Annotated in this window: 24 protein-coding genes; 14 read left to right on the top strand and 10 right to left on the bottom strand. The window is 65.6% G+C overall.

Annotation, left to right across the window (positions count from 1 at the left end):
* Positions 1 to 34 precede the first annotated feature (34 nt).
* The 4 genes from serS (at position 35) to FG91_RS02015 (ending at position 4,362) form a co-directional block, all read left to right on the top strand.
* Entirely contained in the window at positions 35 to 1,318 is a 1,284-nt protein-coding gene (gene serS, locus FG91_RS02030; RefSeq protein WP_037511738.1) for a serine--tRNA ligase, read from the top strand.
* Between the two features lie 104 nt (positions 1,319 to 1,422).
* Positions 1,423 to 2,187: a 5'/3'-nucleotidase SurE gene (gene surE / locus FG91_RS02025; RefSeq protein ID WP_037511262.1), complete on the top strand. Its 765-nt coding sequence runs from the start codon at positions 1,423 to 1,425 to the stop codon at positions 2,185 to 2,187.
* Positions 2,188 to 2,257: 70 nt separating this feature from the next.
* Entirely contained in the window at positions 2,258 to 3,310 is a 1,053-nt protein-coding gene (locus tag FG91_RS02020) for a LysM peptidoglycan-binding domain-containing M23 family metallopeptidase (protein ID WP_052187224.1), read from the top strand.
* On the top strand, positions 3,307 to 4,362 hold the full coding sequence (locus FG91_RS02015) for a potassium channel family protein (RefSeq protein WP_052187223.1): 1,056 nt from the start codon (positions 3,307 to 3,309) through the stop codon (positions 4,360 to 4,362). The genes FG91_RS02020 and FG91_RS02015 overlap by 4 nt, the downstream gene beginning before the upstream one ends.
* Here FG91_RS02015 and FG91_RS02010 read toward each other — a convergent pair.
* Entirely contained in the window at positions 4,359 to 4,685 is a 327-nt protein-coding gene (locus tag FG91_RS02010) for a DUF423 domain-containing protein (protein WP_037511257.1), read from the bottom strand. The genes FG91_RS02015 and FG91_RS02010 overlap by 4 nt on opposite strands.
* Positions 4,686 to 4,750: 65 nt before the next feature.
* On the opposite strand from FG91_RS02010, the gene FG91_RS02005 reads away from it, so the two are divergent.
* The 3 genes from FG91_RS02005 (at position 4,751) to FG91_RS01995 (ending at position 8,398) form a co-directional block, all read left to right on the top strand.
* Positions 4,751 to 5,470 carry an esterase/lipase family protein gene (locus FG91_RS02005; protein ID WP_037511254.1) on the top strand — a complete coding sequence of 240 codons (720 nt, stop codon included), beginning with the start codon at positions 4,751 to 4,753 and terminating at the stop codon, positions 5,468 to 5,470.
* 19 nt (positions 5,471 to 5,489) lie between these two features.
* Positions 5,490 to 6,860, top strand: a complete 1,371-nt coding sequence (rimO, locus tag FG91_RS02000; protein WP_037511252.1) for a 30S ribosomal protein S12 methylthiotransferase RimO — start codon at positions 5,490 to 5,492, stop codon at positions 6,858 to 6,860.
* 65 nt (positions 6,861 to 6,925) lie between these two features.
* Positions 6,926 to 8,398 (top strand): DUF4403 family protein, encoded by a 1,473-nt coding sequence (locus tag FG91_RS01995; protein WP_037511249.1) that lies wholly within the window; start codon positions 6,926 to 6,928, stop codon positions 8,396 to 8,398.
* A 4-nt stretch (positions 8,399 to 8,402) separates the two neighbouring features.
* On the opposite strand, the gene FG91_RS01990 is transcribed toward FG91_RS01995, so the two are convergent.
* The 3 genes from FG91_RS01990 to FG91_RS01980 form a co-directional block, all read right to left on the bottom strand.
* A complete protein-coding gene (locus FG91_RS01990; RefSeq protein ID WP_200878383.1) occupies positions 8,403 to 8,864 on the bottom strand; it encodes a DUF1579 domain-containing protein in 462 nt (153 codons plus the stop codon).
* Positions 8,865 to 8,934: 70 nt separating this feature from the next.
* Positions 8,935 to 9,948, bottom strand: coding sequence for an inorganic phosphate transporter (locus FG91_RS01985; RefSeq protein ID WP_037511243.1), 1,014 nt, complete (start codon positions 9,946 to 9,948; stop codon positions 8,935 to 8,937).
* 15 nt (positions 9,949 to 9,963) lie between these two features.
* Positions 9,964 to 11,088 (bottom strand): DUF47 family protein, encoded by a 1,125-nt coding sequence (locus tag FG91_RS01980; RefSeq protein ID WP_161785611.1) that lies wholly within the window; start codon positions 11,086 to 11,088, stop codon positions 9,964 to 9,966.
* A gap of 189 nt (positions 11,089 to 11,277) precedes the next feature.
* On the opposite strand from FG91_RS01980, the gene FG91_RS01975 reads away from it, so the two are divergent.
* On the top strand, positions 11,278 to 12,819 hold the full coding sequence (locus FG91_RS01975; RefSeq protein ID WP_443027727.1) for a flavin-containing monooxygenase: 1,542 nt from the start codon (positions 11,278 to 11,280) through the stop codon (positions 12,817 to 12,819).
* Between the two features lie 3 nt (positions 12,820 to 12,822).
* On the opposite strand, the gene FG91_RS01970 is transcribed toward FG91_RS01975, so the two are convergent.
* The 3 genes from FG91_RS01970 to FG91_RS01960 are packed head-to-tail and all read right to left on the bottom strand — an operon-like array spanning position 12,823 to position 14,814.
* Positions 12,823 to 13,005 (bottom strand): DUF3008 family protein, encoded by a 183-nt coding sequence (locus tag FG91_RS01970; protein WP_037511241.1) that lies wholly within the window; start codon positions 13,003 to 13,005, stop codon positions 12,823 to 12,825.
* Between the two features lie 23 nt (positions 13,006 to 13,028).
* Positions 13,029 to 13,964, bottom strand: a complete 936-nt coding sequence (locus FG91_RS01965; RefSeq protein ID WP_081940369.1) for an SDR family oxidoreductase — start codon at positions 13,962 to 13,964, stop codon at positions 13,029 to 13,031.
* A 16-nt stretch (positions 13,965 to 13,980) separates the two neighbouring features.
* Positions 13,981 to 14,814: a DUF3298 and DUF4163 domain-containing protein gene (locus FG91_RS01960; RefSeq protein ID WP_037511723.1), complete on the bottom strand. Its 834-nt coding sequence runs from the start codon at positions 14,812 to 14,814 to the stop codon at positions 13,981 to 13,983.
* Between the two features lie 55 nt (positions 14,815 to 14,869).
* Between FG91_RS01960 and FG91_RS01955 the strand changes: the two genes are divergently transcribed.
* The 3 genes from FG91_RS01955 (at position 14,870) to argC (ending at position 18,233) form a co-directional block, all read left to right on the top strand.
* A complete protein-coding gene (locus FG91_RS01955; RefSeq protein WP_037511239.1) occupies positions 14,870 to 16,273 on the top strand; it encodes a leucyl aminopeptidase family protein in 1,404 nt (467 codons plus the stop codon).
* 85 nt (positions 16,274 to 16,358) lie between these two features.
* Positions 16,359 to 17,303, top strand: coding sequence for a C40 family peptidase (locus FG91_RS01950; protein ID WP_235211905.1), 945 nt, complete (start codon positions 16,359 to 16,361; stop codon positions 17,301 to 17,303).
* A gap of 3 nt (positions 17,304 to 17,306) precedes the next feature.
* Positions 17,307 to 18,233, top strand: coding sequence for an N-acetyl-gamma-glutamyl-phosphate reductase (argC, locus tag FG91_RS01945; protein ID WP_037511235.1), 927 nt, complete (start codon positions 17,307 to 17,309; stop codon positions 18,231 to 18,233).
* Positions 18,234 to 18,420: 187 nt separating this feature from the next.
* On the opposite strand, the gene FG91_RS01940 is transcribed toward argC, so the two are convergent.
* Positions 18,421 to 18,636 carry a hypothetical protein gene (locus FG91_RS01940; RefSeq protein WP_037511232.1) on the bottom strand — a complete coding sequence of 72 codons (216 nt, stop codon included), beginning with the start codon at positions 18,634 to 18,636 and terminating at the stop codon, positions 18,421 to 18,423.
* 172 nt (positions 18,637 to 18,808) lie between these two features.
* Between FG91_RS01940 and FG91_RS01935 the strand changes: the two genes are divergently transcribed.
* Positions 18,809 to 20,152 carry a PQQ-dependent sugar dehydrogenase gene (locus FG91_RS01935; protein WP_037511229.1) on the top strand — a complete coding sequence of 448 codons (1,344 nt, stop codon included), beginning with the start codon at positions 18,809 to 18,811 and terminating at the stop codon, positions 20,150 to 20,152.
* 52 nt (positions 20,153 to 20,204) lie between these two features.
* Here the strand turns inward: FG91_RS01935 and dnaN are convergent, their stop codons facing one another.
* On the bottom strand, positions 20,205 to 21,320 hold the full coding sequence (dnaN, locus tag FG91_RS01930; RefSeq protein ID WP_037511225.1) for a DNA polymerase III subunit beta: 1,116 nt from the start codon (positions 21,318 to 21,320) through the stop codon (positions 20,205 to 20,207).
* A gap of 170 nt (positions 21,321 to 21,490) precedes the next feature.
* Here dnaN and FG91_RS01925 point away from each other — a divergent pair, with 170 nt between their 5' ends.
* Together FG91_RS01925 and FG91_RS01920 are read left to right on the top strand one after the other, a co-directional pair.
* The gene (locus tag FG91_RS01925; RefSeq protein WP_081940388.1) at positions 21,491 to 21,988 is read left to right on the top strand and encodes a hypothetical protein; all 498 of its coding nucleotides are present in this window, start codon (positions 21,491 to 21,493) and stop codon (positions 21,986 to 21,988) included.
* A 341-nt stretch (positions 21,989 to 22,329) separates the two neighbouring features.
* On the top strand, positions 22,330 to 23,022 hold the full coding sequence (locus tag FG91_RS01920) for an aspartate/glutamate racemase family protein (protein ID WP_037511220.1): 693 nt from the start codon (positions 22,330 to 22,332) through the stop codon (positions 23,020 to 23,022).
* Here FG91_RS01920 and FG91_RS01915 read toward each other — a convergent pair.
* Positions 23,019 to 23,900 carry a LysR family transcriptional regulator gene (locus FG91_RS01915; RefSeq protein ID WP_037511218.1) on the bottom strand — a complete coding sequence of 294 codons (882 nt, stop codon included), beginning with the start codon at positions 23,898 to 23,900 and terminating at the stop codon, positions 23,019 to 23,021. The genes FG91_RS01920 and FG91_RS01915 overlap by 4 nt on opposite strands.
* Positions 23,901 to 24,018: the final 118 nt, after the last annotated feature.

The raw sequence follows: 24,018 nt of genomic DNA, 5'->3' as shown, positions 1-24,018 counted from the left end.
GCGCGGCGCGGGCGGCAACGCCATAGCGCGGCGCATGCACGATATCCGCCTGATCCGGGAAAATCCCGAAGCGTTCGACGCCGGCCTCGCGCGCCGTGGCCTCGAACCCCTGTCCGCCCAGATCGTGGCGGCCGACGCGTCGCTGCGCGCGCTGCAGACCGAGATCCAGGGCTCGCTGGCGCGCCGCAACGAAGCGTCAAAGTTGATCGGCCAGGCGATGGCCAGTGGCGACAAGGACAAGGCCGAGGCGCTGAAGGCCGAGGTCGCCGACCTCAAGACCGCGCTTCCCGCGAAAGAAGACGCCGAGCGCGAACAGCTTGCCGCGTTGCAGGACATTCTCGCCGCGATCCCGAACATCCCGCTCGCCGATGTCCCCGCGGGCGAGGACGAGGAAGGTAATGTCGAGATCGCGCGCTGGGGCACGCCCCGCACGTTCGATTTCACGCCGCAGGAGCATGCCGACTTCGCCCCCGCGCTCGGCCTCGACTTCGAGACCGCGGCGAAGATGTCGGGCGCACGCTTCGCTTTCCTGAAAGGCCAGATGGCGCGGCTCGAACGCGCGCTTGGCCAATTCATGATCGACAAGCAGACCAATGAGGCAGGCTACACCGAATGCGCGACCCCGCTGATGGTCCGCGACGAGGCGGCCTATGGCACGACGCAGCTCCCGAAGTTTCGCGAGGATTTGTTCCAGACGACCGACGGCCGCTGGCTGATTTCGACGTCGGAGATGAGCCTGACCAACGCGGTGCGCGAGGAAATCCTGCCCGAGGCCGAGCTGCCGATCCGCATGACCGCGCTCACCCCCTGCTTCCGTTCCGAAGCCGGATCGGCGGGGCGCGACACGCGCGGCTATATCCGCCAGCACCAGTTCTGGAAGGTCGAGCTCGTCTCGATCGTCCGCCCCGAGGACAGCGACGCCGAGCTTGAACGCAAGACACGCGCGGCCGAAACGATCCTTGAGGCGCTCGAGCTCCCATACCGCAAGATGCTGCTGTGCAGCGGCGACATGGGCTTTGCCGCGCGCAAGACCTATGACCTCGAAGTGTGGCTCCCGGGCCAGAACGCCTATCGCGAGATTTCGAGCTGTTCGAACTGCGGCGACTTCCAGGCGCGGCGCATGAACACGCGCTTCCGCCGCGAGGACGTAAAAGGCAACGAGTTCGTCCACACGCTCAACGGCTCGGGCCTCGCGGTCGGCCGCACCCTCGTCGCGATCCTCGAAAATTACCAGCAGGCCGACGGCAGCGTCGACATTCCGGCGGCGCTGCTCCCCTACATGGGCGGAATCACCAAGCTCACGCCCGCGGCTAACTAACCCCGTCACCCCGGACTTGATCCGGGGCCTGCCTTCCTTCGCGAAGAAAAGGCGGGTGCCGGGTCAAGCCCGGCATAACGAAACAGAAACGGAAAGACCAAAAAGTGCGCATTCTCCTCACCAACGACGACGGCTATCACGCCCCCGGCATGGCGGTGCTGGAGGCGATCGCGCGCCAGCTTTCGGACGACATCTGGGTCTGCGCCCCCGCCGAGGAACAGTCGGGCGCCGGCCACTCGCTCACCCTCTCGCGCCCGGTGCGTATCCGCCAGCACGAAGAGCGGCGCTGGTCGTGCAGCGGCACCCCGACCGATTCGGTGATGATGGCGATCGGCAAGCTGATGCCCGAAAAGCCCGACCTGATCCTGTCGGGGGTCAATCGCGGCGCCAACCTCGGCGACGATGTCACCTATTCGGGCACGGTATCGGCGGCGATCGAGGGCGCGCTCGCGGGCATCCCTTCAATCGCGCTGAGCCAAGTTTACGCCAAGGAAGGCATGGGCGACAGCGTGCCCTTCGAGGCGGCCGAAGTCTGGGGCGCCAAGGTGCTCCGTCCGCTCCTCGACATGGAGATGGCGCCGCGCACGCTGATCAACATCAACTTCCCCGCGATCCCCGCCGCCGACGTGCAGGGCATCCGCGTCACGCGTCAGGGCTTCCATGATTATGGCCGCGGCTCGATTGTCGAGGGCACCGACCCGCGCGGCTATCGCTATTATTGGTTCGGCCTCCACGGGATCGAGCACAGCCTCGGCCACGACAGCGACCTCGAGGCGATCGATGACAATTATATCTCGGTCACGCCGCTCCAGCTCGACCTGACCCACGACGCGTCGCTCGCGGCGCTGCGCGGTGCCTACGGCGACTAAAAAGCCAAATTCCGTGTCGTAACGAGACAGAAATGTAGCCACCGCCGCTTTGCTTTGGCAAAGGGAGCGCATGGGGGATTTCAAACATCATATCGCGGTCTTACTATGTGCCGCATCGCTCGCAGGCTGCATTCCGGCGACACCCACGCCGCCATCGCGGCCCGTTCCGGCGCCAGATTTCGAACGCCGCCCGCTCGGCGAAGCCTTGGACGTCTATGAACGCCCGACCTGGACGCTCAAATCGGTCACAACCAACGCGGTCCGCGTGAACGCGGGCGTCTATTCGGTGCGCCCCGGCGACACGCTCCGCGCGGTCGGTGAGATGACCGGCGCGGGGTCCGAGGCGCTCGCGATCGAGAATGACCTCGTGCCGCCCTATACGCTGCGCTTCGGGCAGGAACTCCGCGTCCCCGCCGGCCTTTATCACCGCGTCGGCGCGGGCGAGACGGGGATCGGCATCGCCGCGGCCTATGGCGTCGATTGGGGCGAGATCATCACGATCAACGCGCTGTCCGACCCCTATATATTGCGCGTCGGCCAGCGCCTGCGTCTGCCCTCCGACGCGCGTCCCGTTCCGCGCGGTCCGGTCGACGTCGACGCGCGCGCCGCCGCCTTCCGCCTCAACATCGACGACATCCTGACCGGCAGCCAGCCCGCGCTCGCCGAGGCAGCCCGACCGACCGCTGGCAGCGCCGCCCCGCGCCCGCCGGTCACCACCGCGATCGCCGAACCTGCCTACTTCGCCGGCCGCTTCGAATGGCCGCTCAATGGGCCGATCCTCGCGCGCTTCGGTCCGATCGCGTCGGGCAGGGTCAGCGACGGCATCAACATCGCCGCCGCGGCGGGCACCCCGATCCGCGCGACCGCGGGCGGCGTCGTCGCCTACGCCGGCGACCAGGTCGGCATCTATGGCGGGCTGATCCTGATCAACCATGGCGGCGGCTGGGTCAGCGCCTATGGCCATGCGGGCCGGATCGACGTCAAGCGCGGCCAGAGCGTCCGCGCAGGCGACGTCATCGGCCGCGCCGGCGCGACGGGTCAGGTGCAGACGTCGCAACTCCATTTCCAGTTGCGCAAAAATCGCATACCAGTCGATCCGATGAAGCAGTTGCCGCCCCGATGAGCCGTCGGCCTTCCGACAAGCTGAAAATGCCGCACATCTTTCGCCCGCTGAAGCGCGCGAGCAACTGGCCGATCTGGGCCGATGTCATCACGCGGCTCGGCGTCGCCTTCCTCCTGATCGCGATCGTCGTGCTCGTCCACTGGGTCGACCGCGCGGGGCTGAAGGACAGCCACGACGGCCACATCAGCTTCCTCGACGTCGTCTATTTCACGATGATCTCGGTCACCACGACGGGCTTTGGCGACATCGCACCGGTGTCCGACCGCTCGCGCCTGATCGAGGCGGTGATCGTCACCCCGATCCGCATCATGGTGCTCTTCATTTTCGTCGGCACCGCCTATAATTTCGTCCTCAAGCGCACATGGGAAAAATGGCGTATGGCCCGCATCCAGGCAAAGCTCACCGATCATTATGTCGTGCTCGGTTACGGCACCAGCGGCGCCGAGGCGGTCCGCGAACTCATCGCGCGCGGCACCGACCCCGCCTGCATCGTCGTGATCGACCAGTCGGGCCCGCGTATCCAGGCGGCCGAGGCGGCGGGTTGCAACGTGCTCCAGGGTGACGCGTCGAACGACGACACGCTGATCGACGTCCAGATCGCGAAGGCGCACACGGTCCTTGTTTCTGCGGGACGCGACGACAGTTCGATCCTCATCGTGCTCACCGTCCGTCATCTCGCCCCGAATGTGCCGATCAGCGTCGTCATCCGCGCGCAGGACAATGAGCTGCTCGCGCGGCAGGCGGGTGCAACGAACGTCATCAACCCCGTGAGCTTCACCGGCCTGCTCCTCGCAGGATCGGCACAGGGCGAGCATGTCGCCGACTATATGGCCGACCTCGCCGCGATCGGCGGCAAGGTACAGCTGCGCGAACGCCCGGTCCGCAGCGAGGAAATCGGCGGCAGCCTCGACCGGCTCGCGAGCGGCGGGCGCGGCCTGCGCATCTATCGCGGCGGCAAACCCTATGGTTTCTGGGAAGACGAAGCGAGCAAGCTGCAGGCGGGCGACATGATCGTCGAGGTCGTCAACTGCGAGACGTGCGAAGCCGGTTAACTCCGCCAGTAAAGCCAGCCGGCCCAGAGCCAGCCGATGATCAGCAGCGTTCCGCCGATCGGCGTCACCGCGCCGAGCCACCGCGGCCCGCCGAGCGCCATCGCATAGAGGGTGGCGGCGAACAGCGCCGCGCCGACGAGCAGCATGATCGCCGGCCCGCGCGCGACGCCCATGATCGCGATCGCCGCGACCGCGTGGATCAGCTGATACAGCCCGCCGGTGCGCAGCCATTCGGCCTCCTGCGGCCCCGACGCGCCATGCGCGCCGAACGCGCCCGCCGCCACCGCAACCGCCGCCGAAATCGCCGCAAATACGCCAATCATGCTTCACCACCCTTGCAATGCCGTGCCGATGCGGCGAGCTATAGGGCGACAGGAGGGAGAAGGCGATGCCCCGCGACACCCCGCTTCCCGAGGGACTAAAGCCGCCGAGCAGGCTTGCGACGCTCGGCGAGCTCGCGCTGCCGCTCGACATGCTGCGCTACGGCCTGTCGGGCTATCACCTGATCGGCGCACCGCGCGGCGACGGCCGGCCGGTCGCCCTCCTCCCCGGCTATGGCGCGAGCGAACTCTCGATGCGGCCCCTGGAGGCGTATCTCCGCCACCTCGGCTATCATGTCCGCGACTGGGGCATGGGCCGCAATCAGGGCCGCGTCGCCGCCGACGTCAAACGCTTCGCCGCCCAAGCCGCCGAATGGGTCAAGGCCGACGGTGCCCCGCTCACCCTCATCGGCTGGAGCCTCGGCGGCGTCATCGCCCGCGAAACCGCGCGCGCCTATCCGCAGATCGTTCGCGAAATCATCACCATGGGCACCCCCATCATCGGCGGCCCCAAATATACCGCGCTCGCACAGCGCTTCGCGGGGCGCGACGCCGACACAATCGAGCGCGAGATTCACGCGCGAAACCTGAAGGGGCTGAAGCAGCCGCTCACCGTCATCTACTCCGACCGCGACGGCATCGTCGGCCCCGACATCGCGGTCGACATCTACAACAGCCACGCCCGCAACATCAAAGTCGACAGCACGCATCTGGGCCTCGGCATCAACCCGCGCGTGTGGCGAATCGTCGCAGACACATTGGCAGGCGTGACAAACCCCGAAAAATAGACTAGGGGCGCCGCCAATCATGACAGTCAAAACCCTCCCCACCCAGCCGAAGGTCGGCATGGTTTCGCTCGGCTGCCCCAAGGCGCTCGTCGACAGCGAACGGATTCTGACCAAGCTCCGCGCCGACGGCTACGGCCTGTCGCCTGATTATGCGGGCGCCGACGTCGTGCTCGTCAACACCTGCGGCTTCCTCGACTCGGCAAAGGAAGAAAGCCTCGAGGCGATCGGCGAAGCGATGGCCGAGAATGGCCGCGTCATCGTCACCGGCTGCATGGGCAATGAGGCCGAAGTCATCCGCGCGCGTTTCCCGAACGTCCTCGCGGTCACCGGCGCGCATCAGTATGAGCAGGTCGTCGACGCCGTCCACGACGCCGCGCCGCCAACGCAGGGCCCCTTCATCGACCTGGTGCCCGAGGGCGGGCTGAAGCTGACGCCGCGCCACTACAGCTACCTCAAGATTTCCGAAGGCTGCAACCACAGCTGCTCCTTCTGCATCATCCCCGACCTCCGCGGTAAACTCGTCAGCCGCCGCATCGACGCGGTGCTGCGCGAAGCTGAAAAGCTCGTCGCCGCGGGCACGAAGGAACTGCTGGTGATCAGCCAGGACACCTCGGCTTACGGCGTCGACATCCGCCACGACCCGCGCCAGTGGCATGGCCGCGAGGTGCGCGCGCACATGACCGACCTCGCCCGCGAACTCGGCCAGCTCAAAACCAGCGAAGGCCGCGCCCCGTGGGTGCGCCTCCACTATGTCTACCCCTATCCGCACGTCGACGCGGTGATCCCGTTGATGGCCGAGGGGCTGCTGACGCCCTATCTCGACATCCCCTTCCAGCATGCGAGCCCGAGCGTTCTCAAGCGCATGAAGCGCCCCGCGAACGAGGCGAAGGTGCTCGAACGGCTGAAGAGCTGGCGCGCGATCGCCCCCGACATCTCGATCCGCTCGAGCTTCGTCGTTGGCTTCCCCGGCGAGACCGAAGCCGATTTTCAGTATCTCCTCGACTGGCTCGACGAAGCCCAGCTCGACCGTGTCGGCGCCTTCCGCTTCGAACCCGTCGCGGGTGCGCAGGCGAACGCGCTCGACGATCAGGTGCCCGAAGAGGTCAAGGAAGAGCGCTATCAGCGGATCATGGCGAAGACCGCCGCGATCAGCGCCGCCAAGCTCGAAGCCAAGATCGGCCGCACCCTCCCCGTCATCATCGACGAGGTCGGCGAGGCCGACGAGGACGGCAGCATCGGCGCGACCGGCCGCTCACAGGCCGACGCGCCCGAGATCGACGGCCACGTCTACCTCCGCGACGTCGCGGCGACGCTGAAGGCTGGCGACATCGTCGATGTCGCGATCGAGGATGCCGACGAGCACGACCTGTTCGGGATCGTTGCGGGCTAAAGCATAATATTGGAACAGCTTTTACTATTCGATGGTAGGTGGAGCCATCGAACGAGGGCTGTACCATGCATGCCAAAGCATTTTCCGCGCTGCTGCTAATAGGATCGCTCGCGGGTTGCGACCGCCAGACCGCGGTTGAAGCGCCGCCGCGCGCTACCGACAAGGCCCCTTCCCCCACGCAAAAATCGCTGATCGCGGTGCCGATCAACGCCAACACCGCGTCGCTCAAGCAAGCGCTCGAACGAGCGGTGCCGAGGACGCTGTGGACGATCAACCAGCGTGAGCGCGCCTGCGTCCAGCCGCAGCGGGTCAAGCTCTTTGGCAAGAAGGTCAAGGTCACGCCGGCAATCGCCTGCACGATCGTCGGCCAGGTGACGCGCGGGCCGCTGCGGCTGCGCGGTGAAGGCGCCGAGATCGTCGTCGACGTACCGCTTCGGGCCACGATCGCCGCGCGCGACGTCGGCGGGGTGCTGAAGGGCGAGACCGCGACGGGCGCGGCGATGGCGCATGCCCGGATCCGCGTCGAGCTCACCCCCGACTGGCGCACGCAGGGCAAGGCGCACATCACCTATGGCTGGACCAAGGCGCCGGGGATCGATTTCCTCGGGCGCCGCATCACCTTCACCGATCAGGCCGACGCAAAGCTGAAACCCGTCGTCGCGGACGTCGAACGCGAAGTAAACCGCGAAATCGCGAAGATCGACATCCGCGGGCAAGCCGCCGACGTGTGGCGGCAGAGCTTCACCGTGCTCGAGCTCAACCGCGAAAACCCGCCGGTGTGGATGCGCGTGACGCCCCAACGCATCCTCTATGGCGGCTACCGGATCGAGGGGCAGCGGATGAACCTCAATCTGGGGCTCGAGGCGATCACCGAAACCTTTGTCTCTGGGCGGCCCGCCGACCCCGCGCCCACCCCGCTGCCGCGGCTGGTCCGCGAAATCCCCAAACCGCATCTCGACGTACGCGTGCCGGTGATCGCCGACTATGCGCAGCTCCAGCCCGTCGTCGACCGCGCGCTAGCCAAGCGGTCGAAGCGTCCTTTCGTGCTGCCGAAACTCGGCTCGATGATGGTCAAATTCGGCAAGTCGACGATCTACGGCGCGGAGGGCGGCCGGATCGCGGTCGGGGTCGACGTGGAGGCGAAGCTGGAGATGCGATCGGGCGAACCGACGCGCGGGCGCATCTGGATGACCGCGATCCCGGCCAACCAGCCGGGATCGGCCGAGGTTCATTTTACCGACCTCGTCATCAACGGCGACACCGACGGCGTCGGCGGCGATCTCCTCATCCTGCTCGGCCGCAGCGAGGGTTTTGCGCCATTGATCGCCGACGCGCTGACGCAGAATTTCACGAATGACCTCGGCAAGCTGCAGGGCAAGATTAAGCGTGCGGTCGACCAGCGACGCGAGGGCGCGTTCGTCATCCGCACTCACGTCGATCGCTTCGAAACCGGCGAGATCAAGGCTTATGGCAACGGCCTCTACCTGCCGGTGCGGATGGTCGGCGGGGCCAGCGTCGATTACCGCCCGGCGCGGTGACCGGTCAGCGGCGGGTAAAGTCCATCGTCCAGTTCACTTCCCAGCTTTCCCCGCCGTCGGCCGACATCGCCTGCTCCCAGCGCGGCGTCGCGGTGTCGGTGCCGCTCCAGATGAAGCGCAGCCGGATCGGCCGTTCGCCGAGCATGTCGTCGGCATAGAAATGGCCGACGCCATCCTCGAACCGGCCGATCACCGGAACGTCGAGCGCATGCGGGCTGCGCGCATCGAGCCACCAGATCGCCCAGCTGCCTTGCGCCGGGTCATAGGATCGCAGCGCGATCGCGCGGTAGGCTCCGCCGGGAATATGGAGGACATTGTCCTCGACATTGCCGTCGCCGCCCAGGATCGGCCGCATGTCGGAGGTTCCGTTGAATTCTTCCCAATCGTCGCAACCGACGAGCCGCTCTTTCAGGCGGCGGTGCTTCACCTGCCAGCTGCCAATCTGGAAATCGAAATCACCCGCCATCGTGCGCGCTCCCATTTTTACCGAGAGGGCGTTCTTATTACGTTCTCATTCGAACGCAACCCCGCCCAATTCAGAACAGGCGGGTGATCGCATAGAAAACCGCCGCCACAGCCGCGCTGGCCGGAATAGTGATGAACCACGCCGCGACGACATTGCCCGCGACGCCCCAGCGCACCGCGGTCGTGCGGCGCGCGACGCCGGCGCCGATGATGCTGCCGGTGATCGTGTGCGTCGTCGACACCGGGATTCCGAGCAGGCTGGCGGTGAAAACCATGATCGACCCGCCGGTCGACGCGGCGAAACCCTGATGGTGCGACAGCTTGGTGATGCGGCCGCCCATCGTCTCGATGATCTTCCACCCACCCGACAGCGTGCCGAGCGCGATCGCGATGTAGCAGCTGAACGCCACCCAGTGCGGGACATGGAATTCGCCGCCGAGATAGCCGGTAGAATAGAGGAGCACGGTGATGATCCCCATCGTCTTTTGTGCGTCGTTCAGCCCGTGACTGATCGAATAAGCGGCGGACGAAAAGAGGTGGAGGTGGCGGAAGGTCTTCTCGGCGAAGCTGGCGGTCGACCGGCGGAGCGCCCAGCTGCTGACCAGCATCACCAGCATCGCGAGCATCATGCCGAGCAAAGGCGACAGGAAGATCGCGATGACAGTCTTGTTGAGCCCGGTCCATTCGATCCCCTCGAACCCCGCATGCGCGACGCCCGCACCGACGATCCCGCCAACGAGCGCGTGGCTCGACGATGACGGAATCCCCTTGAGCCAGGTCACGACGTTCCAGAACATCGCGCCGACCAGCGCACCGAATACGACCGCGGGGGTCACCAGATCCTTGTCGATGATCCCCTTGCCGATCGTCTCGGCGACCTTGTGTAGTTCGGGAAAGATGACCGACAGGAAGTAAGCCGCGAAATTAAAGAAGGCGGCGAACAACACCGCCTGCACCGGCCGCAACAGCCGCGTTGCGACGACGGTCGCGATGCTGTTCGCGGCGTCGTGCAGGCCGTTCAGGAAGTCGAACGCCAGCGCGAGGATGACGAGGCCGACGAGGAGCGGGAAAGCGAGTTCGTGCATGGTGGACGTCCCCGCTTATGCGTGGTCGATGACCAGGCCGTCGATTTCGTTCGCGACATCCTCGAAACTGTCTGTGACGCGCTCGAGATGGCGGAAGAGTTCGCGCGTGATCAGGAAGCGGGTCGGGTTCGATTCGCCATGCTCGCGGAACAGGCGCTTCAGCCCGGCGGCATGAATCTCGTCGGCATGGCCCTCCATCCGCACCAGCCGCTCGGTCAGCTCGTGAAGCCGCGGACCGTTGGCGCCGATGTTGCGGAGCAGCGGCAGCGCTTCGGCGGTCAGGCGCGCCGCGTCGACGATGATGCCCGCGATGTCGCGCATCTCGGGCTCGAATTCGGTGACGTCGTACAGGTCGACCGCGCCCGCGGTCTTCTGCATCTCGTCGATCGCATCGTCCATCGAGGCGATCAGGTCGGTGATCGCGCTGCGGTCGAACGGGGTCAGGAAGGTGCGGCGTACGGTCTGGAGCACTTCGCGGGTGATCGCATCAGCGTCATGCTCGCGCTCGATGACTTCCTGGATATGGTCGGCGATGCCCTCGCCGCCCTGCAACATGCGTGACAAGGCATTCGCCCCGGCGACGAGCGTCGCGGCGTGGCTTTCGAACAATTCAAAGAAATTTCCTTGTCGCGGCAGCAAACGCTGAAACCATGCGAACATCCAGCTAACCCCTGTCTTGTCTGCTACATTTTCGACGACCCCGCGCGGCTGGGCGACGGCGCGGAAACCGCCATCGCCGAACGAGCGGATCAGCGCTTGCAAATCGGGCTCTTCCACGGCCGACGCGGCATCGCGGAACGAGAACCATTTGCGGTCGCGTTCGTCCATTTCCTTCCAGTCGTCGAGCTCGTTCGTCACGGCGAGCGGGAAGACTTCGACATCATATTTGATCGACGCGCCGTTAGCGCGGCGCTTGCGATATTCATAGCTGCCGATCGGCGTCGGACACACCGCGCCGATCACACCCGCCTCTTCTTCCGCCTCGATCGCGGCGGCGGCATGACGCGTGATGCCGGTCAGCGGATTACCCTTTGGCACCACCCAGCGCTTCGTTTCGCGCGACGTGATCAGCAGGATTTCGGTCGGCCCGTCCTGCGCAGGACCCCCGAATCGATAGGGAAGGACGGCGATCTGACGCATGAGGCTTTCATCCTTTCCGGCGGTTTCGGGCGCGCGAGGCCATGGGTGACAAACAGGTTACGCCCCTATGACAATAATGTGACAGCGACAAGGACGCTTCATCGCCACCGCACTTTCCGTAAACGTCAATTCGATTGCAAAATGAAACGCGGTGCGTAATCTACCCATCAAACATAGTCGGGAGACAGGATGATGGCAGGCACGGCGACGACGGAACGCCCCGCGGACGCGAAAGCTGCACCGGTCGATCAGGATGTGCTGATCGTCGGCGCGGGGATTTCGGGCATCGGCATGGCCGTGCATTTGCAGATGAATTCGCCCGACCGCAGCTTCGCCCTCGTCGAGCGCCGCGAACAACTTGGCGGCACCTGGGATCTGTTCCGTTACCCCGGCATCCGCTCGGACAGCGACATGCACACGCTCGGCTTTGTCTTCGAACCGTGGAAGCATGAAAAGTCGATCGCCGACGGGCCGTCGATCCTCGAATATCTCAATCGCATCGTCGACGAACGCCATATCCGCGAACGCATCCGCTTCGACAGCAAGGTCGTCGGCGCCGACTGGGACAGCAATGCCGCGCGCTGGACGGTGACGATGGAGGACAGCAAGGGCGCGAGGTCGAGCACGACCGCGCGCTGGCTTTACCTCGGCTCGGGCTATTATGATTATGACGAGCCCTTCGACGCGCAGTTCGCGGGCCGCGAGGATTTCCGGGGTCAGATCATCCACCCGCAATTCTGGCCGAAGGACCTCGACTACAAGGGCAAGAAAGTCGTCGTGATCGGATCGGGCGCAACCGCGGTCACGATCGTCCCGTCGCTGAAAGAGGCCGCGCACGTCACGATGCTCCAGCGCACCCCGACCTGGTATTTTATCCGGCCCGCCAAGGACGCGTTCGCGAACTTCCTTCGCAAATTCCTGCCCGAGACGCTCGCGTACAAAATCACGCGTTTCAAGAATGTCCGGCTGCAAGATATCGCCTTCCGCCGCGCGCGCGAGAAGCCCGAGAAGGTCAAGGAGTTCCTGACGAAAAAGCTGCAGGAGAGCCTAGGCGACCGCTACGACGCCGAAGCCTTCACCCCGCCCTATAACCCATGGGACCAGCGGCTCTGCCTCGTCCCCGATGCCGATTTCTTCGAGGCGATGAAGGCGGACAAGGCATCGGTCGTGACCGATCATATCGAGAAATTCGACGCCACCGGCATCCAGCTGAAATCGGGCAGGCACCTCGATGCCGACATCATCGTCACGGCTACCGGCCTCAAACTCGCTGTCGCCGGCAAGATTCCGGTGCGCGTCGACGGCGCCCCCGTCGATTGGCACGACCATTTCTATTATAAGGCGTGCATGTTCTCGAACGTGCCGAACTTCTCGGCGGTGTTCGGTTATCTCAACGCGAGCTGGACGCTGCGCGCCGACATCGTGTCCGAATATGTCTGCCGCGTGCTCAACCATATGCGCGATACCGGCACTACCGTCGCGACACCGGCGCTGGCTGATCCGTCGAGCCTTGAAGAGGAAAATGTCTTCGACTTCTCGTCGGGCTATATCCAGCGCTCGCTGCACATCATGCCGAAGAGCACGGTCGCGCTGCCTTGGCGGCTCAGCCAGAATTATGTGCAGGACCGGATCGACATGCGCACCGGCGCGATTGCCGACGGGGTGCTGACCTTCTCCAACGCGCAAGCGACAGTGGCATCGGCACCGGCCGAGCTTGAAGCCGCGGAATAAGCCCTAGTCGACGTGCTCGGGCTTGCCCTTGGTCGAGCCCTTGGCGAAATCCTCGAGCTGCTTTTCGGTCATGCTTTCGGCCATCTCTTTCGATGCGCCTTTGAGTTTCGACTTCGGCGTATCGCCGCGCTTGGCGCTGAGCGCGGCGCCGGCGGCTTTCTGCTGGGCTTTCGATTTGGCTGGCATGGCAATTCTCCTTGCCCGCCCCGCTAGCCATTAACGATCGTACCGCCGTTGGGATGCAGCACCTGGCCCGACATATAGCTGCTGTCGTCGCACGCGAGGAACAGGAAGCAGGGCGCAACCTCATTGGGCTCGCCCGGGCGCTTCATCGGCGTGCCCTCGCCGAAGGTCGCAACTTTCCCGGCGGGCGCGCCGCCGCGCGGGTTCAGCGGGGTCCAGATCGGCCCCGGTGCGACGCCGTTCACGCGAATGCCCTTGCTGACCAGATTTTCGCTGAGCGAGCGGGTGAAGGCGGTGATCGCGCCCTTGGTGGCGCTATAGTCGAGCAGACCCTTTGAGCCCTGATACATGGTGATGCTGGTGCAATTGACGATCGCCGCGCCTTTTTTGAGGTGCGGCAAAGCCGCCTGCACCAAATAGAACATCCCGAAGATGTTGGTGGCGAAGGTGCGCTGCAGCTGCTCCTCGCTAATGTCGCGGATATCCGCGGCCGGATGCTGTTCACCGGCGTTATTGACGAGGATGTCGAGGCGGCCGAGCTTGTCGACCGTCTGCGCGACGATCTTTTCGCCCGTCTTCGCCTTGCCGACATCGGCCTTGATCGCGATCGCGCGGCGTCCTTCGGCCTCGACGATCGCGGCGGTTTCGACGGCGTCCGCCCGGTTCTCGAGATAGACGATCGCGATGTCGGCGCCCTCGCGCGCAAACAGCGCACAAACCGCGCGGCCGATGCCGCTGTCACCGCCGGTGACGATCGCGACCTTGCCGTCGAGGCGGCCCGATCCCGGATAACGCGGCTGCCATTTGGGCGCGCGGTCAAGGTCGGCTTCGCGATCCGGCGGCGGCTTGGCGATCGTCTTGCCCGACCCCACCGCGCGGCGCAGTTTCGTCGCTGCGCTCCGCTTGCCCTTCTTCTCCTTTGCGCTTTCGCCAACCTTGCCGGCTTTGGGCTGCTTCGCCATGAGCTTGTCCTTCGGTTCAGTTGATCGGGAGGAAGTCGCGCGCGAATTCGTCCTTCACGGCTTTGACGAGCGCACCCGTCACCGGCACGTTGATCTTGTAGCTCCCCTCGGCATAGGGGCCGACCTCATAGGGCGCGATCGCGATCGTCATGCGGTCGAGGTAGCGCCCATCCGAAGAGCCGAGCCATATTGTCTGCGCCGATGCGGGCGGGCATTTGGCGAAGGGGCTGTCGGGCGCCTCGTCGGCCGTTATCCCCTTCGCGGCTTTCGCGCGCTTTATGCCAGCGCAGAAAGAATCACGGATGGCAGCGTCAAAGGCTTCGCCGCTCTGGAATAGGTCGAGCGGCTTCAGCTGCTTGCGCCGGTTGCGGTCCCAGATCAGCGTGTCGAAGGTCTGCATGCCGTGCGCGCCGCCAGTATAGGTCTCGATCTCGGCCGACAGGCTGAGGAAACGCGGTGTGCTCGTAACGCGTTGCCAGGTCTGCCGATGGGTATGACCGCGATAGGGATATTCGCCCTTTTCGGCGGCTGCTTTGTCGCGCCGCGCGGCGGCCACCAACGCCTCGCGCTTCGTCGCCCGGTCGCTGTCGAGCGCCTTGGCGAGTTCGGGGATTTGGGCGGCTTCTTTGGGATAAGCATAAACGAATTCGATCAGGTCGTTGCTTTCGGTGACCTTCGACGCGGGCGCATCCTTCGCCGCTTCGTCGGCGGCGCCGCCGGACGGCGCGCCGGGCACCGACGCGGCCGCCACTTTTTCCGCCTTCGTCGGCTTGTCGTCGGAACATGCCGCCAGCAGCAGCGCGCCGGCAAGGATCGAAGTGGCATTTCGCCAAGGTGCGTTGATCGTCATGCAGACATAACGCCGGGAATCGACAAAATATCCCGCGCGGCCTAGCACCGCGTGCATGACCGACTATTCCGATCTGATCCAGCCCGACAAGGGGCAGGACGCGCGCCCGATCCATCTCGTCGACAAAAAGGGCTATGATGAATGGCTGAAGGGCCGCAGCGCCCGCGAACGCGCGCATCTCGCCGCGGTCGGCTTCAAGCCCGAGGCCTTCGTCCACGCGATCCTGCCGGGAGACGATCCCGAAAAATGGGCGGTCGTCACCACGGTCGCGAAGGTCGACAGCCTGTCGGCCTGGTGCCTCGCCAAGCTGGGGCAAATCCTGCCCGAAGGCCGTTACCGCCTCGAAGGCCAGCAGCCGGGCAAGGCTCTGTTCGGGTGGATGAGCGCGCAATATCGCTTCGACACCTATAAATCGAATCCGCCGACTAAAGGCCCGCGCGTGCTACTGACGAGCGACGTCGGGGCGATCGCGCCGATGGTTGCGGAAATGCGGGCGACCGCGCTCGTCCGCGATCTCGTCAACACGCCCGCCGCCGACATGGGGCCCGCCGCCATCGAGAAGGCGGCCGAACGCATCGCCAAGGCGCATGGCGGCAAGCTCACCGTGACCAAGGGCGAGGCGCTCGAACAGGGCTATCCGATGATCCACGCGGTCGGCCGCGCCGCCGCCAAGCATCACGCACCGCGCCTGATCGAGATCGAGTGGGGCAAGGAAGACCATCCGCGCGTCGCGCTGGTCGGCAAGGGGATCAGCTTCGACAGCGGCGGGCTTGACATCAAGCCCGCGGCGGGCATGCGGTTGATGAAGAAGGATATGGGCGGCGCCGCGCACGTGCTCGCGCTCGCCGAGCTGGTGATGGCGAGCGGGCTGCCGGTGCGGCTTCACTGCCTCGTCGCCGCCGCGGAAAATGCGATCTCGGCCGACGCGTTCCGTCCGGGCGATGTACTGAAAAGCCGCCTCGGGCTGACGGTCGAGATCGGCAACACCGACGCCGAAGGGCGGCTGGTTCTGGGCGATGCACTCGCGAAGGCGGGCGAAGGCAAGCCCGAGCTGATCGTCAATTTCGCGACGCTGACGGGGGCTGCACGCGTCGCGCTCGGCCCCGACCTGCCGCCGCTCTTCGCCAATGACGACACGCTCGCCGAAGCGCTGCTTGCGGGTGGGATCGACCGCGACGATCCCCTGTGGCGGATGCCGCTGTGGGATGGCTATGCCGACCTGCTCGAAACCGACATCGCCGATCTCGGCAATGCGGGCAGTTCGCCCTTCGCCGGGACGATCACCGCGGCGCTGTTCCTGAAGCGCTTTGTCCCCGAGGGCGCCCTATGGGCGCATCTCGACACCTTCGCCTGGCGCCCTTCGGCAAAGCCCGGACGGCCGAAAGGCGGCGCCGCGCTGGGTCTCCGCGCCGCATGGGCGATGCTGCAGGCGCGCTATGACCGGCGCGGGAAAGCCTGAACATTCTTGATCAAGAGGGTCCTGCTGGTCTAATGGCGCGCGATTGTCCGCCACGCGCGGAACCAAGCTTTTTACGGGACGGCAAGTGACAGCAGAAAGTGGCGATAATTCAGCGGCAAACCGCGTGCGCATGGGGCGGCCCGGCGCCGCGGGCGCGGGCCGCGATCGCTTTGGCCTGACGGGCACGTCGCAGAGCTTCGATCCGCGCGTCGTCGCGATCCGTCCCGACCTGGCCGATATCGCGGTAGCTGGAACACATTTCGCGCCGCATTATGCGGCGCCGATGATGCGCAGCGGCGTACTGCCCGGCGCATCGCTGCGCGCGTCGCCGTCGGTCGACGCCGACCAGACGAGCGAACTGTTGTTCGGCGAAGGCTTTGCGCTGCTCGACCTCACCGGCGGCTGGGCGTGGGGTTATTGCCTTGCCGATCATTATGTCGGTTATCTCGCCGCCGAAGCGCTCGCAGCGCCGATCGCGCCGACGCACCGTGTCGCGATGATCGAGGCGATGCTGCACAGTGCGCCCGATGCCGCGAGCGGCGGCCCCGCCGTCCTGCCGCGCGGCGCGCTGGTGATGGGCGAACCCGAGGGCGAATGGCTCGCGACGTCGCACGGTTATCTGCCGCTGGCGGCGCTCGTCGAAGTCGGCACCGAGGACAGTGACCCCGCCGAACTCGCCGAACAAATGATCGGCACGCCCTATGTCTGGGGCGGCCGCACCGCCAAGGGGATCGACTGTTCTGGCCTCGTCCAGCTCGTATGGGCGGCCGCGGGTGTTCAGTTGCCACGCGACAGCGACCTCCAGCTTGCGGCGCTCGGCCCCGACAAGGATGTCAATCCGGCGGCGCTCGCGCGCGGCGACCTCGTTTTCTTCCCCGGCCATGTCGGCATCATGGCCGACGATCGCAACATCATCCATGCCAGCCGACGATGGATGGCGGTGAAGGCCGAGCCGCTGGCCGACGTCATCGCGCGTTCGGCAGCAAAGGATCATGATCCGCCGGTGAGCGGATATAAAAGACTGCGATAAGATATGACGAAAACGGTTTTCATCGACGGCGCGGCGGGTACGACGGGCCTCGAAATCGCTGAACGCCTTGGGGGGCGGAACGAATTCACGATGATCGCGCTCGACGATGCGCGCCGCAAGGATGCGGCGGCGCGGCGTGAGGCGCTGAACGATGCGGATTTCGTGATCCTCTGCCTTCCCGACGATGCGGCGCGCGAGGCGGTGGCGATGATCGGCAATGACCGCACGCGCGTCATCGACGCATCGACCGCGCATCGTGTCGCGCCGGGCTGGATCTATGGCTTCCCCGAAGTCAGCGGGCACGACGCCGTCGCCAAGGCTGCGCGCGTGTCGAACCCGGGCTGCTACTCGACGGGCTTTATCGCGCTGGTCGCACCGCTCGTGCAGGCAGGCCTGCTTCCCGCCGACTGGCCCTATATCTGTCATGCGGTCAGCGGCTATTCGGGCGGCGGCAAAGCGCTGATCGAGCGCTTCGAGGAGGACCCGGACATCGCATGGCGCGGCTATGCGCTGGCGCTCGGCCACAAGCATGTGCCCGAGATGCAGGCGCGGTGCGGGCTTGCGATCGGTCCGCTGTTTTCGCCCGCGGTGATCGCGGCGCATCGCGGAATGGTGGTCGAGGTTCCGTTGCCGCTGAATGCCATGCCCGCCGCCGCGTCGCCCGACGCGCTGCGAGCGGCGCTCGCCGATTTCTATGGCGCGAGCCCGATCGTCGTCATGGGCGAGGCGCCGGCGGATGGCGAAATGCTGCTTCGCGCGTCGGATGCGGGCGATGACCGGATCGAGCTGTTCGTCTTTGCCAATAGCGATGCCAGCCAGGCGCGCCTCGTCGCGCGGCTCGACAATCTGGGCAAGGGCGCGAGCGGCGCGTGCGTCCAGAATCTCAACATCATGGCGGGATTGCCCGAAACCGCGGGCCTGCGAATCTGATTTCCTTCCCCCTTGATGGGGGAAGGATACGCCGCCTTATCGCGCAACGATTAGGCGAAGTTGGATGGGGGTGATGGCGCGTCCTTGAACGGTCACCTCAGGCCGAAACCACACCCCCACCGCTGCGACTAGCCAGCAAGCTGGCAAGTCTCGCTGCCTCCCCCATCAAGGGGGAGGGTGTCTGCACTCAGTGCACCGTGTCGAGGATATCCTCGACCGACAAATAGGTGATCAGCCGTTCGATCTGGCGCCAACGCGCGAAATGAACGTGGTTGCCGAGCACGCGATATTGTTCGGCGCGCGCTGCGGCGGCAAAGCCCGCTTCTTCGCCATGCATACTGATCAGCGCATGGGCATCCTCGACCGCGTCGCGGTCGGTGAGAAAGGGTGCTGGCAGGTGCATCGAATTCCTGGTCCGTTGGGGTGAACGCCCTGTTACGCGCCGCCCCTCACCGCGCCGTTCCCAACCGTGATGAACGATCGGGTAAGGTTAATTTTCAGCCGTCGCCTGTTAACTCTTCGCGTGCCGATGCAACCCCCTTTGACGCCGCGCTTGGCCCGTGTAGACAGGCGCCATGCGCAAGATCCTGAAATATGCCGCCCTCGCCCTGTTGCTGCTGCTGATCGTCGGCGGCATCACATTGTACGTCATGTCGCGCCCCGACGTGGCGCGCTTCTCGACCGCCGAACTCAGCGGGCGGGTGCCGGTGATGGCGTCGCAAAAGACCGAGAGCTTCCCGACGGTCAATGTGCCCGAGGCGACGAGCTGGCCCGCAGGCCAGGCGCCGCGCGCCGCGCAGGGGCTGGCGGTGGCGCGCTTTGCCGAAGGGCTCGACCATCCGAGGACGATGCTGGTGTTGCCGAACGGCGATATTCTGGTGGCGGAATCGCAGAGCCCGCCGCGCAAGGATGGCGGCGTGCAAGGCGCGGTGATGAAGAATCTGATGGGCAAGGGCGGCACGGGCCGCAAGCCGTCGGCGAACCGTATCACCCTGCTCCGCGACGCCGATGGCGACGGCAAGGCCGAGGTCAAGACCGCCTATATCACGGGCCTCAACTCACCTTATGGCATGGCGCTGGTCGGGACGACGCTTTACGTCGCAAACACCGACGCGCTGCTCGCCTTCCCCTATGTGGCGGGCGAGACGAAGATGAGCGGCAAGCCGGCCAAGCTCGTCGATCTGCCCGCAAAGGGCACCAACCGCCATTGGACCAAGAGCCTCGCGGTTGCACCCAACGGCTGGCTTTACATCGGCGTCGGCGCCGATTCCAACATCGGCGAAGCGGGCATGAACCGCGAATTCCGCCGCGCCAGCGTGCTCGAGGTGCGGCCCGAGAACAAATATATGCGCACCTTCGCGGCGGGCATCCGCAACCCCGTCGGCCTTGGCTTCTACCCGGGCAGCGACCGGCTGTGGACCGTCGTCAACGAGCGCGACATGCTCGGCAGCGACCTGGTTCCCGATTATCTGACCGACGTGACCGAAGGCGATTTCTATGGCTGGCCCTGGTATTATTGGGGCGGCTACATCGATCCGCGCGTCGAGCCCGAGGCCGAGGATCGCCGCCAGTACGTCAAGCGTCCCGAATATGGCCTCGGTGCCCACACCGCGCCGCTCGGCTTCACCTTTACCCAGGGGCTCGACCTTGGCGATCGCTGGGCGAACGGCGCGCTGATCGCGCTGCACGGGTCGTGGAACCGCGAGCCGGTCGCGGGGTACAGCGTCGTGTTCGTCAAGTTCGGCGCCAATGGCAAGCCGGTCGACGCGCTGCCGGTCACGCTGCTCGATCAGTTCCTCGGCAAGGACGGCAAGACCACCCGCGGCCGCCCGGCCGATGTGAAGGTTGCCAAGGACGGCAGCGCGCTGGTCGCCGACGATACCGGCGGGGTGATCTGGCGGGTCGCGAAGGCCGGATAAGAAAAGGCCCCGCAAGCGCGGGGCCTTTTTCGTTTCGGGCTTTATCGGGTCACTACACCCGCATCGGCATCAGCACGTAGAGCGCCGGGCTCTTTTCGCTTTCGCGGATCAGCGTGGGGGCGTTCGCGTCGGCGAGGTGGAGTTCGACGGTGTCGCCGTCGACCTGGCCGAGGATGTCGCTGAGGTAGCGGGCGTTGAAGCCGATTTCCATCGAATCGCTGTCATAAGAAGCCGCGACCTCTTCGGCGGCGGTGCCGTTTTCGGGGCTGGTGACCGACAGCGTGATGCGATCCTTATCGAGACCGACCTTGACCGCGCGGGTCTTCTCGCTGGCGATCGTCGAGACGCGGTCAACGCCCTGATAGAGGCTCTTCGGATCGACCTTGAGCAGCTTGTCGTTCGCGGTCGGGATGACGCGGCTGTAGTCGGGGAAAGTCCCGTCGATCAGCTTCGAGGTCAGGATCGCGTTGCCGAGCTGGAAGCGGACTTTGCTCGCCGACAGGCTGATTTCGACATTACCCTCGGCCTCGTCGAGCAGCTTGCGGATTTCGGTGACGCATTTGCGCGGCACGATGACGTCGGGCATCGACGACGCGCCGTCGGGGCGCGTGACGGTGTAGCGCGCGAGGCGGTGGCCGTCGGTCGCCGCGGCCTTCAGCACCGGACCCGATGCATCCTCGGCGACGTGCAGGAAGATGCCGTTGAGATAATAACGTGTTTCCTCGGTCGAGATCGCGAAGCGCGTCTTGTCGATGATCTGGATCAGCTCGGCGACGGGCAGTTCGAAATTGGTCGGCAGGTCGCCCTCGGCGATCACCGGGAAATCGTCGCGCGGCAACGTCGGCAGGTTGAAGTTCGAACGGCCGGCCTTGACCTGCATCTTACCCTCGGCGGCGGCGAGGCTGACCTCGGCGCCCTCGGGCAGCTTGCGGGCGATTTCGAAAAGCGTGTGCGCCGACACGGTGGTCGTGCCCGGCGTCTCGACCTTCGCCGCGATCGTTTCGACGACCTGCAGGTCGAGGTCGGTCGCCATCAATTTTAGCTGGCCCGACGCATCGGCTTCGATCAACACGTTCGAGAGGATGGGGATGGTATTGCGCCGTTCGACCACCGACTGGACGTGGCCGAGGCTTTTCAACAACACTGCGCGTTCGATCGTCGCTTTCATTCTAAATCCGCCATCCCTGTGTTTCGCGGGAAAAGTCCCTTGGGGACAGACCATCGGAGGCGATTCGCACCCCGATTCCGGCCCCTGAAAATGTCCACCTTCCTTAACGCACGGTGCGGCACGCGCAAGCCATGCTTGCAAACCATCCCCAATCGCGCGAACGAGGCGCGATGCGGCGGTGGGCCTCCCTTTTCCTGATAGCGGCGGCGATGCCCGCGGTGGCGCTGGCCGCCAGCCCCACGGCGCTCGGCATTTTCGACGGCTGGGGCGCGTTTCGCGATCCCAGCGCCCCGCGCTGCTACGCGCTCGCCGCGCCGTCGGCGACGATCGGTACGCCGAAGGTCAAAGCCTATGCCAGCGTCGGATATTGGCCGAAGTCGCGCATTCGCGGACAATTTTACGTGCGCCTGTCGAAAGAGCGCGCACCCGACCGCGAGCTGCGCCTGACAATCGGCGGCCGCCGCTTCATCCTGACCGGCAATGGCGCGCATGGCTGGGCGAGCGATCCGCGCATGGACGCGGCGATCGTCGCCGCGATGCGATCGGCGCCGAGCATGAGCATCGAGAGCGGCACCGCGACGGGCGGCGCAATCGCCGACACCTACCGGCTGCGCGGCGCCGCGACCGCGATCGATGCGGCGGCGCTGGGGTGCGCGAAGCTGCGGTAAGGCGCTTTGGCGAAGTGGCGGATTTCTGCGCAACTTCACTCGCGATTCGCATTTCGGTTTCCCCTTCGTCATCCCGGACTTGATCCGGGATCCATGCGACGCAGCGGGAGAAGCGGGACCCCGGATCAAGTCCGGGGTGACGAAGAAAGCGGAAAATGCGTTTTCGCGAAACGGCGGAAAACTGCGTAACTTCACTCGCAAATCGCTTTTCATCGCACGCGCTGAAGGGCGCGGAAGCATGCCTGTAGCCGTTAGGAGGAAAGCTGCGTCGCTGGTCATCGCCCGGCACGCTAAATCGGCGAGATATTGTAGGACAGCGATTTCTGGATGGAGCTGACGCGATGAAGACAATCGGCCTGATCGGGGGTTTGAGCTGGGAAAGCTCGGCCCAATATTACCGGCTGCTCAACGAAGGCGTGCGGGCACGACTGGGCGGGCTGCATTCGGCGCGCATCCTGCTGCTATCGCTCGATTTCGCGCCCATCGCCGAGCTGCAGGCGAGCGGCGACTGGGATGTGCTCGACGCGCAAATGGCGGACGCCGCCCGGTCCTTGACGGCGGGCGGAGCCGAACTGCTCTTGATCTGTGCGAATACGATGCATCTGTGCGCCGAGGCGGTCGAGGCCGCGACACCGGTGCCGCTTCTCCACATCGCCGACCCCGCGATCGCGGCGGTCCAGGCGGCGGGCTTTTCGCGCGTCGGGCTGCTCGGCACCGCCTTCACGATGGAAAAACCCTTCTATACCGCGCGCATGGCGGCGGCGGGCATCGAGGCGATGATCCCCGGCGATGCCGATCGCGCGATCGTCCACGGGATCATCTATGACGAGCTGGTGCAGGGCGTCGTCCGCGACGCATCGCGCGCCGAATATCGGCGGATCATCGCCGCGCTGATCGCCGACGGCGCCGAGGCGATCGTCCTTGGCTGTACCGAAATCATGCTGCTGGTCGGCGAAGCGGATAGCGCGGTGCCGCTGTTCGACACGCTGGCGCTGCACGTCGATGCCGCCGTGGATGCCGCGATGGCAAGCTAGCCGCGCGCAAGCTTCGTCAGTTCGGCGGCGAGGAAATCGAGGACGAGGCGGACGCGCGGGACGTGGCGTAGCCGTTCGTGGGTCAGCAGCCACAGGCCTGTGGTGTCCTCGGTCTTGGGCGGAATGCAGCGGATCAGGTCGGGTTCGCGATCGGCGATGAAAGCGGGCAATATGGTGAGCCCCATGCCCGAGCGCACGCCCGCGAGCAGCCCCGATCCCGTATCATATTGCATCACGACCGACTCTTCGAGCCCGTGCTGGCGCAGCCACGCCTGATAGGGTTCCCAGACGCCGCCGCCGCCACCGATGAAGGGGTGCGTCGCAAGCTCCGCACGCCCGTGCGGGATGCCGTGCAGATCGGCATAGGCGCGGCTGCAATAGACGGTCCAGGGATTGTCGGCGATGCGCCGCCCGACCAGCCCCGCACCCGCGGGCTGCTTGCTGCTGCGGATCGCGATGTCCGCGGCGCCGGCGGCGAGGTCGCGCGGTTCGTCCGACGTGTCGAGATGGATATGGATCGCCGGATGCGCGGCGCGAAGGTCGCGAAGTATCGGCGGCAGCACGGTGACAGCGAAGATTTCCATCGTCGTCAGGCTGACCGTGCCGCCCGCATCGCGCGAGCGCGCCCCCGCCGCATCGCCGAAGCGGTCGGCGGCATCGCGCACCGCGACGGCGCTTGCCACCATCGCTTCGCCCACCGGGGTCAGCGCGTAACCCGCCTGCCGCCGTTCGAACAGGTTGAGTCCCGTGGCCTCCTCCAGCGCGGCGATGCGCCGGGCGACGGTCGTCTGGCTGACACGCATCGACTGCGCCGCCGACAGCGTGCTGCCGGTCTCGGCAACGGCCAGAAAGGCCTTCAGGTCGTTCCAATCATACATGCCGTCTTGTGCGACATAATGGCCCCGCCCTCATTCTGCAATTTTGCAGAATGGCCGCGCAACATCGTTGCTCCTTTCGCCCCCGGCGATCGATTATTTCTGTCTCACCGGCTTCCTC

This window comes from Sphingopyxis sp. LC81, assembly GCF_000756375.1.
Classification (GTDB): domain Bacteria; phylum Pseudomonadota; class Alphaproteobacteria; order Sphingomonadales; family Sphingomonadaceae; genus Sphingopyxis.
This window is presented reverse-complemented; position numbering and strand designations above follow the sequence as displayed.

Bases quoted from the DNA above. Each gene is read 5' to 3' on its own strand.
- rimO (WP_037511252.1), top strand. From the start codon at position 5,490: ATGACAGTCAAAACCCTCCCCACCCAGCCGAAGGTCGGCATGGTTTCG.
- FG91_RS01965 (WP_081940369.1), bottom strand. From the start codon at position 13,964: ATGGCGAAGCAGCCCAAAGCCGGCAAGGTTGGCGAAAGCGCAAAGGAG.
- FG91_RS02010 (WP_037511257.1), bottom strand. From the start codon at position 4,685: ATGATTGGCGTATTTGCGGCGATTTCGGCGGCGGTTGCGGTGGCGGCG.
- FG91_RS01935 (WP_037511229.1), top strand. From the start codon at position 18,809: ATGCGCAAGATCCTGAAATATGCCGCCCTCGCCCTGTTGCTGCTGCTG.
- FG91_RS01925 (WP_081940388.1), top strand. From the start codon at position 21,491: ATGCGGCGGTGGGCCTCCCTTTTCCTGATAGCGGCGGCGATGCCCGCG.
- FG91_RS01990 (WP_200878383.1), bottom strand. From the start codon at position 8,864: ATGGCGGGTGATTTCGATTTCCAGATTGGCAGCTGGCAGGTGAAGCAC.
- FG91_RS01940 (WP_037511232.1), bottom strand. From the start codon at position 18,636: ATGCACCTGCCAGCACCCTTTCTCACCGACCGCGACGCGGTCGAGGAT.
- FG91_RS01955 (WP_037511239.1), top strand. From the start codon at position 14,870: ATGACCGACTATTCCGATCTGATCCAGCCCGACAAGGGGCAGGACGCG.
- dnaN (WP_037511225.1), bottom strand. From the start codon at position 21,320: ATGAAAGCGACGATCGAACGCGCAGTGTTGTTGAAAAGCCTCGGCCAC.
- FG91_RS01975 (WP_443027727.1), top strand. From the start codon at position 11,278: ATGATGGCAGGCACGGCGACGACGGAACGCCCCGCGGACGCGAAAGCT.
- FG91_RS01985 (WP_037511243.1), bottom strand. From the start codon at position 9,948: ATGCACGAACTCGCTTTCCCGCTCCTCGTCGGCCTCGTCATCCTCGCG.
- FG91_RS02015 (WP_052187223.1), top strand. From the start codon at position 3,307: ATGAGCCGTCGGCCTTCCGACAAGCTGAAAATGCCGCACATCTTTCGC.
- FG91_RS02005 (WP_037511254.1), top strand. From the start codon at position 4,751: ATGCCCCGCGACACCCCGCTTCCCGAGGGACTAAAGCCGCCGAGCAGG.
- FG91_RS01960 (WP_037511723.1), bottom strand. From the start codon at position 14,814: ATGACGATCAACGCACCTTGGCGAAATGCCACTTCGATCCTTGCCGGC.
- FG91_RS01915 (WP_037511218.1), bottom strand. From the start codon at position 23,900: ATGTATGATTGGAACGACCTGAAGGCCTTTCTGGCCGTTGCCGAGACC.
- argC (WP_037511235.1), top strand. From the start codon at position 17,307: ATGACGAAAACGGTTTTCATCGACGGCGCGGCGGGTACGACGGGCCTC.
- FG91_RS01995 (WP_037511249.1), top strand. From the start codon at position 6,926: ATGCATGCCAAAGCATTTTCCGCGCTGCTGCTAATAGGATCGCTCGCG.
- serS (WP_037511738.1), top strand. From the start codon at position 35: ATGCACGATATCCGCCTGATCCGGGAAAATCCCGAAGCGTTCGACGCC.
- FG91_RS01980 (WP_161785611.1), bottom strand. From the start codon at position 11,088: ATGCGTCAGATCGCCGTCCTTCCCTATCGATTCGGGGGTCCTGCGCAG.
- FG91_RS02020 (WP_052187224.1), top strand. From the start codon at position 2,258: ATGGGGGATTTCAAACATCATATCGCGGTCTTACTATGTGCCGCATCG.
- FG91_RS01920 (WP_037511220.1), top strand. From the start codon at position 22,330: ATGAAGACAATCGGCCTGATCGGGGGTTTGAGCTGGGAAAGCTCGGCC.
- FG91_RS01970 (WP_037511241.1), bottom strand. From the start codon at position 13,005: ATGCCAGCCAAATCGAAAGCCCAGCAGAAAGCCGCCGGCGCCGCGCTC.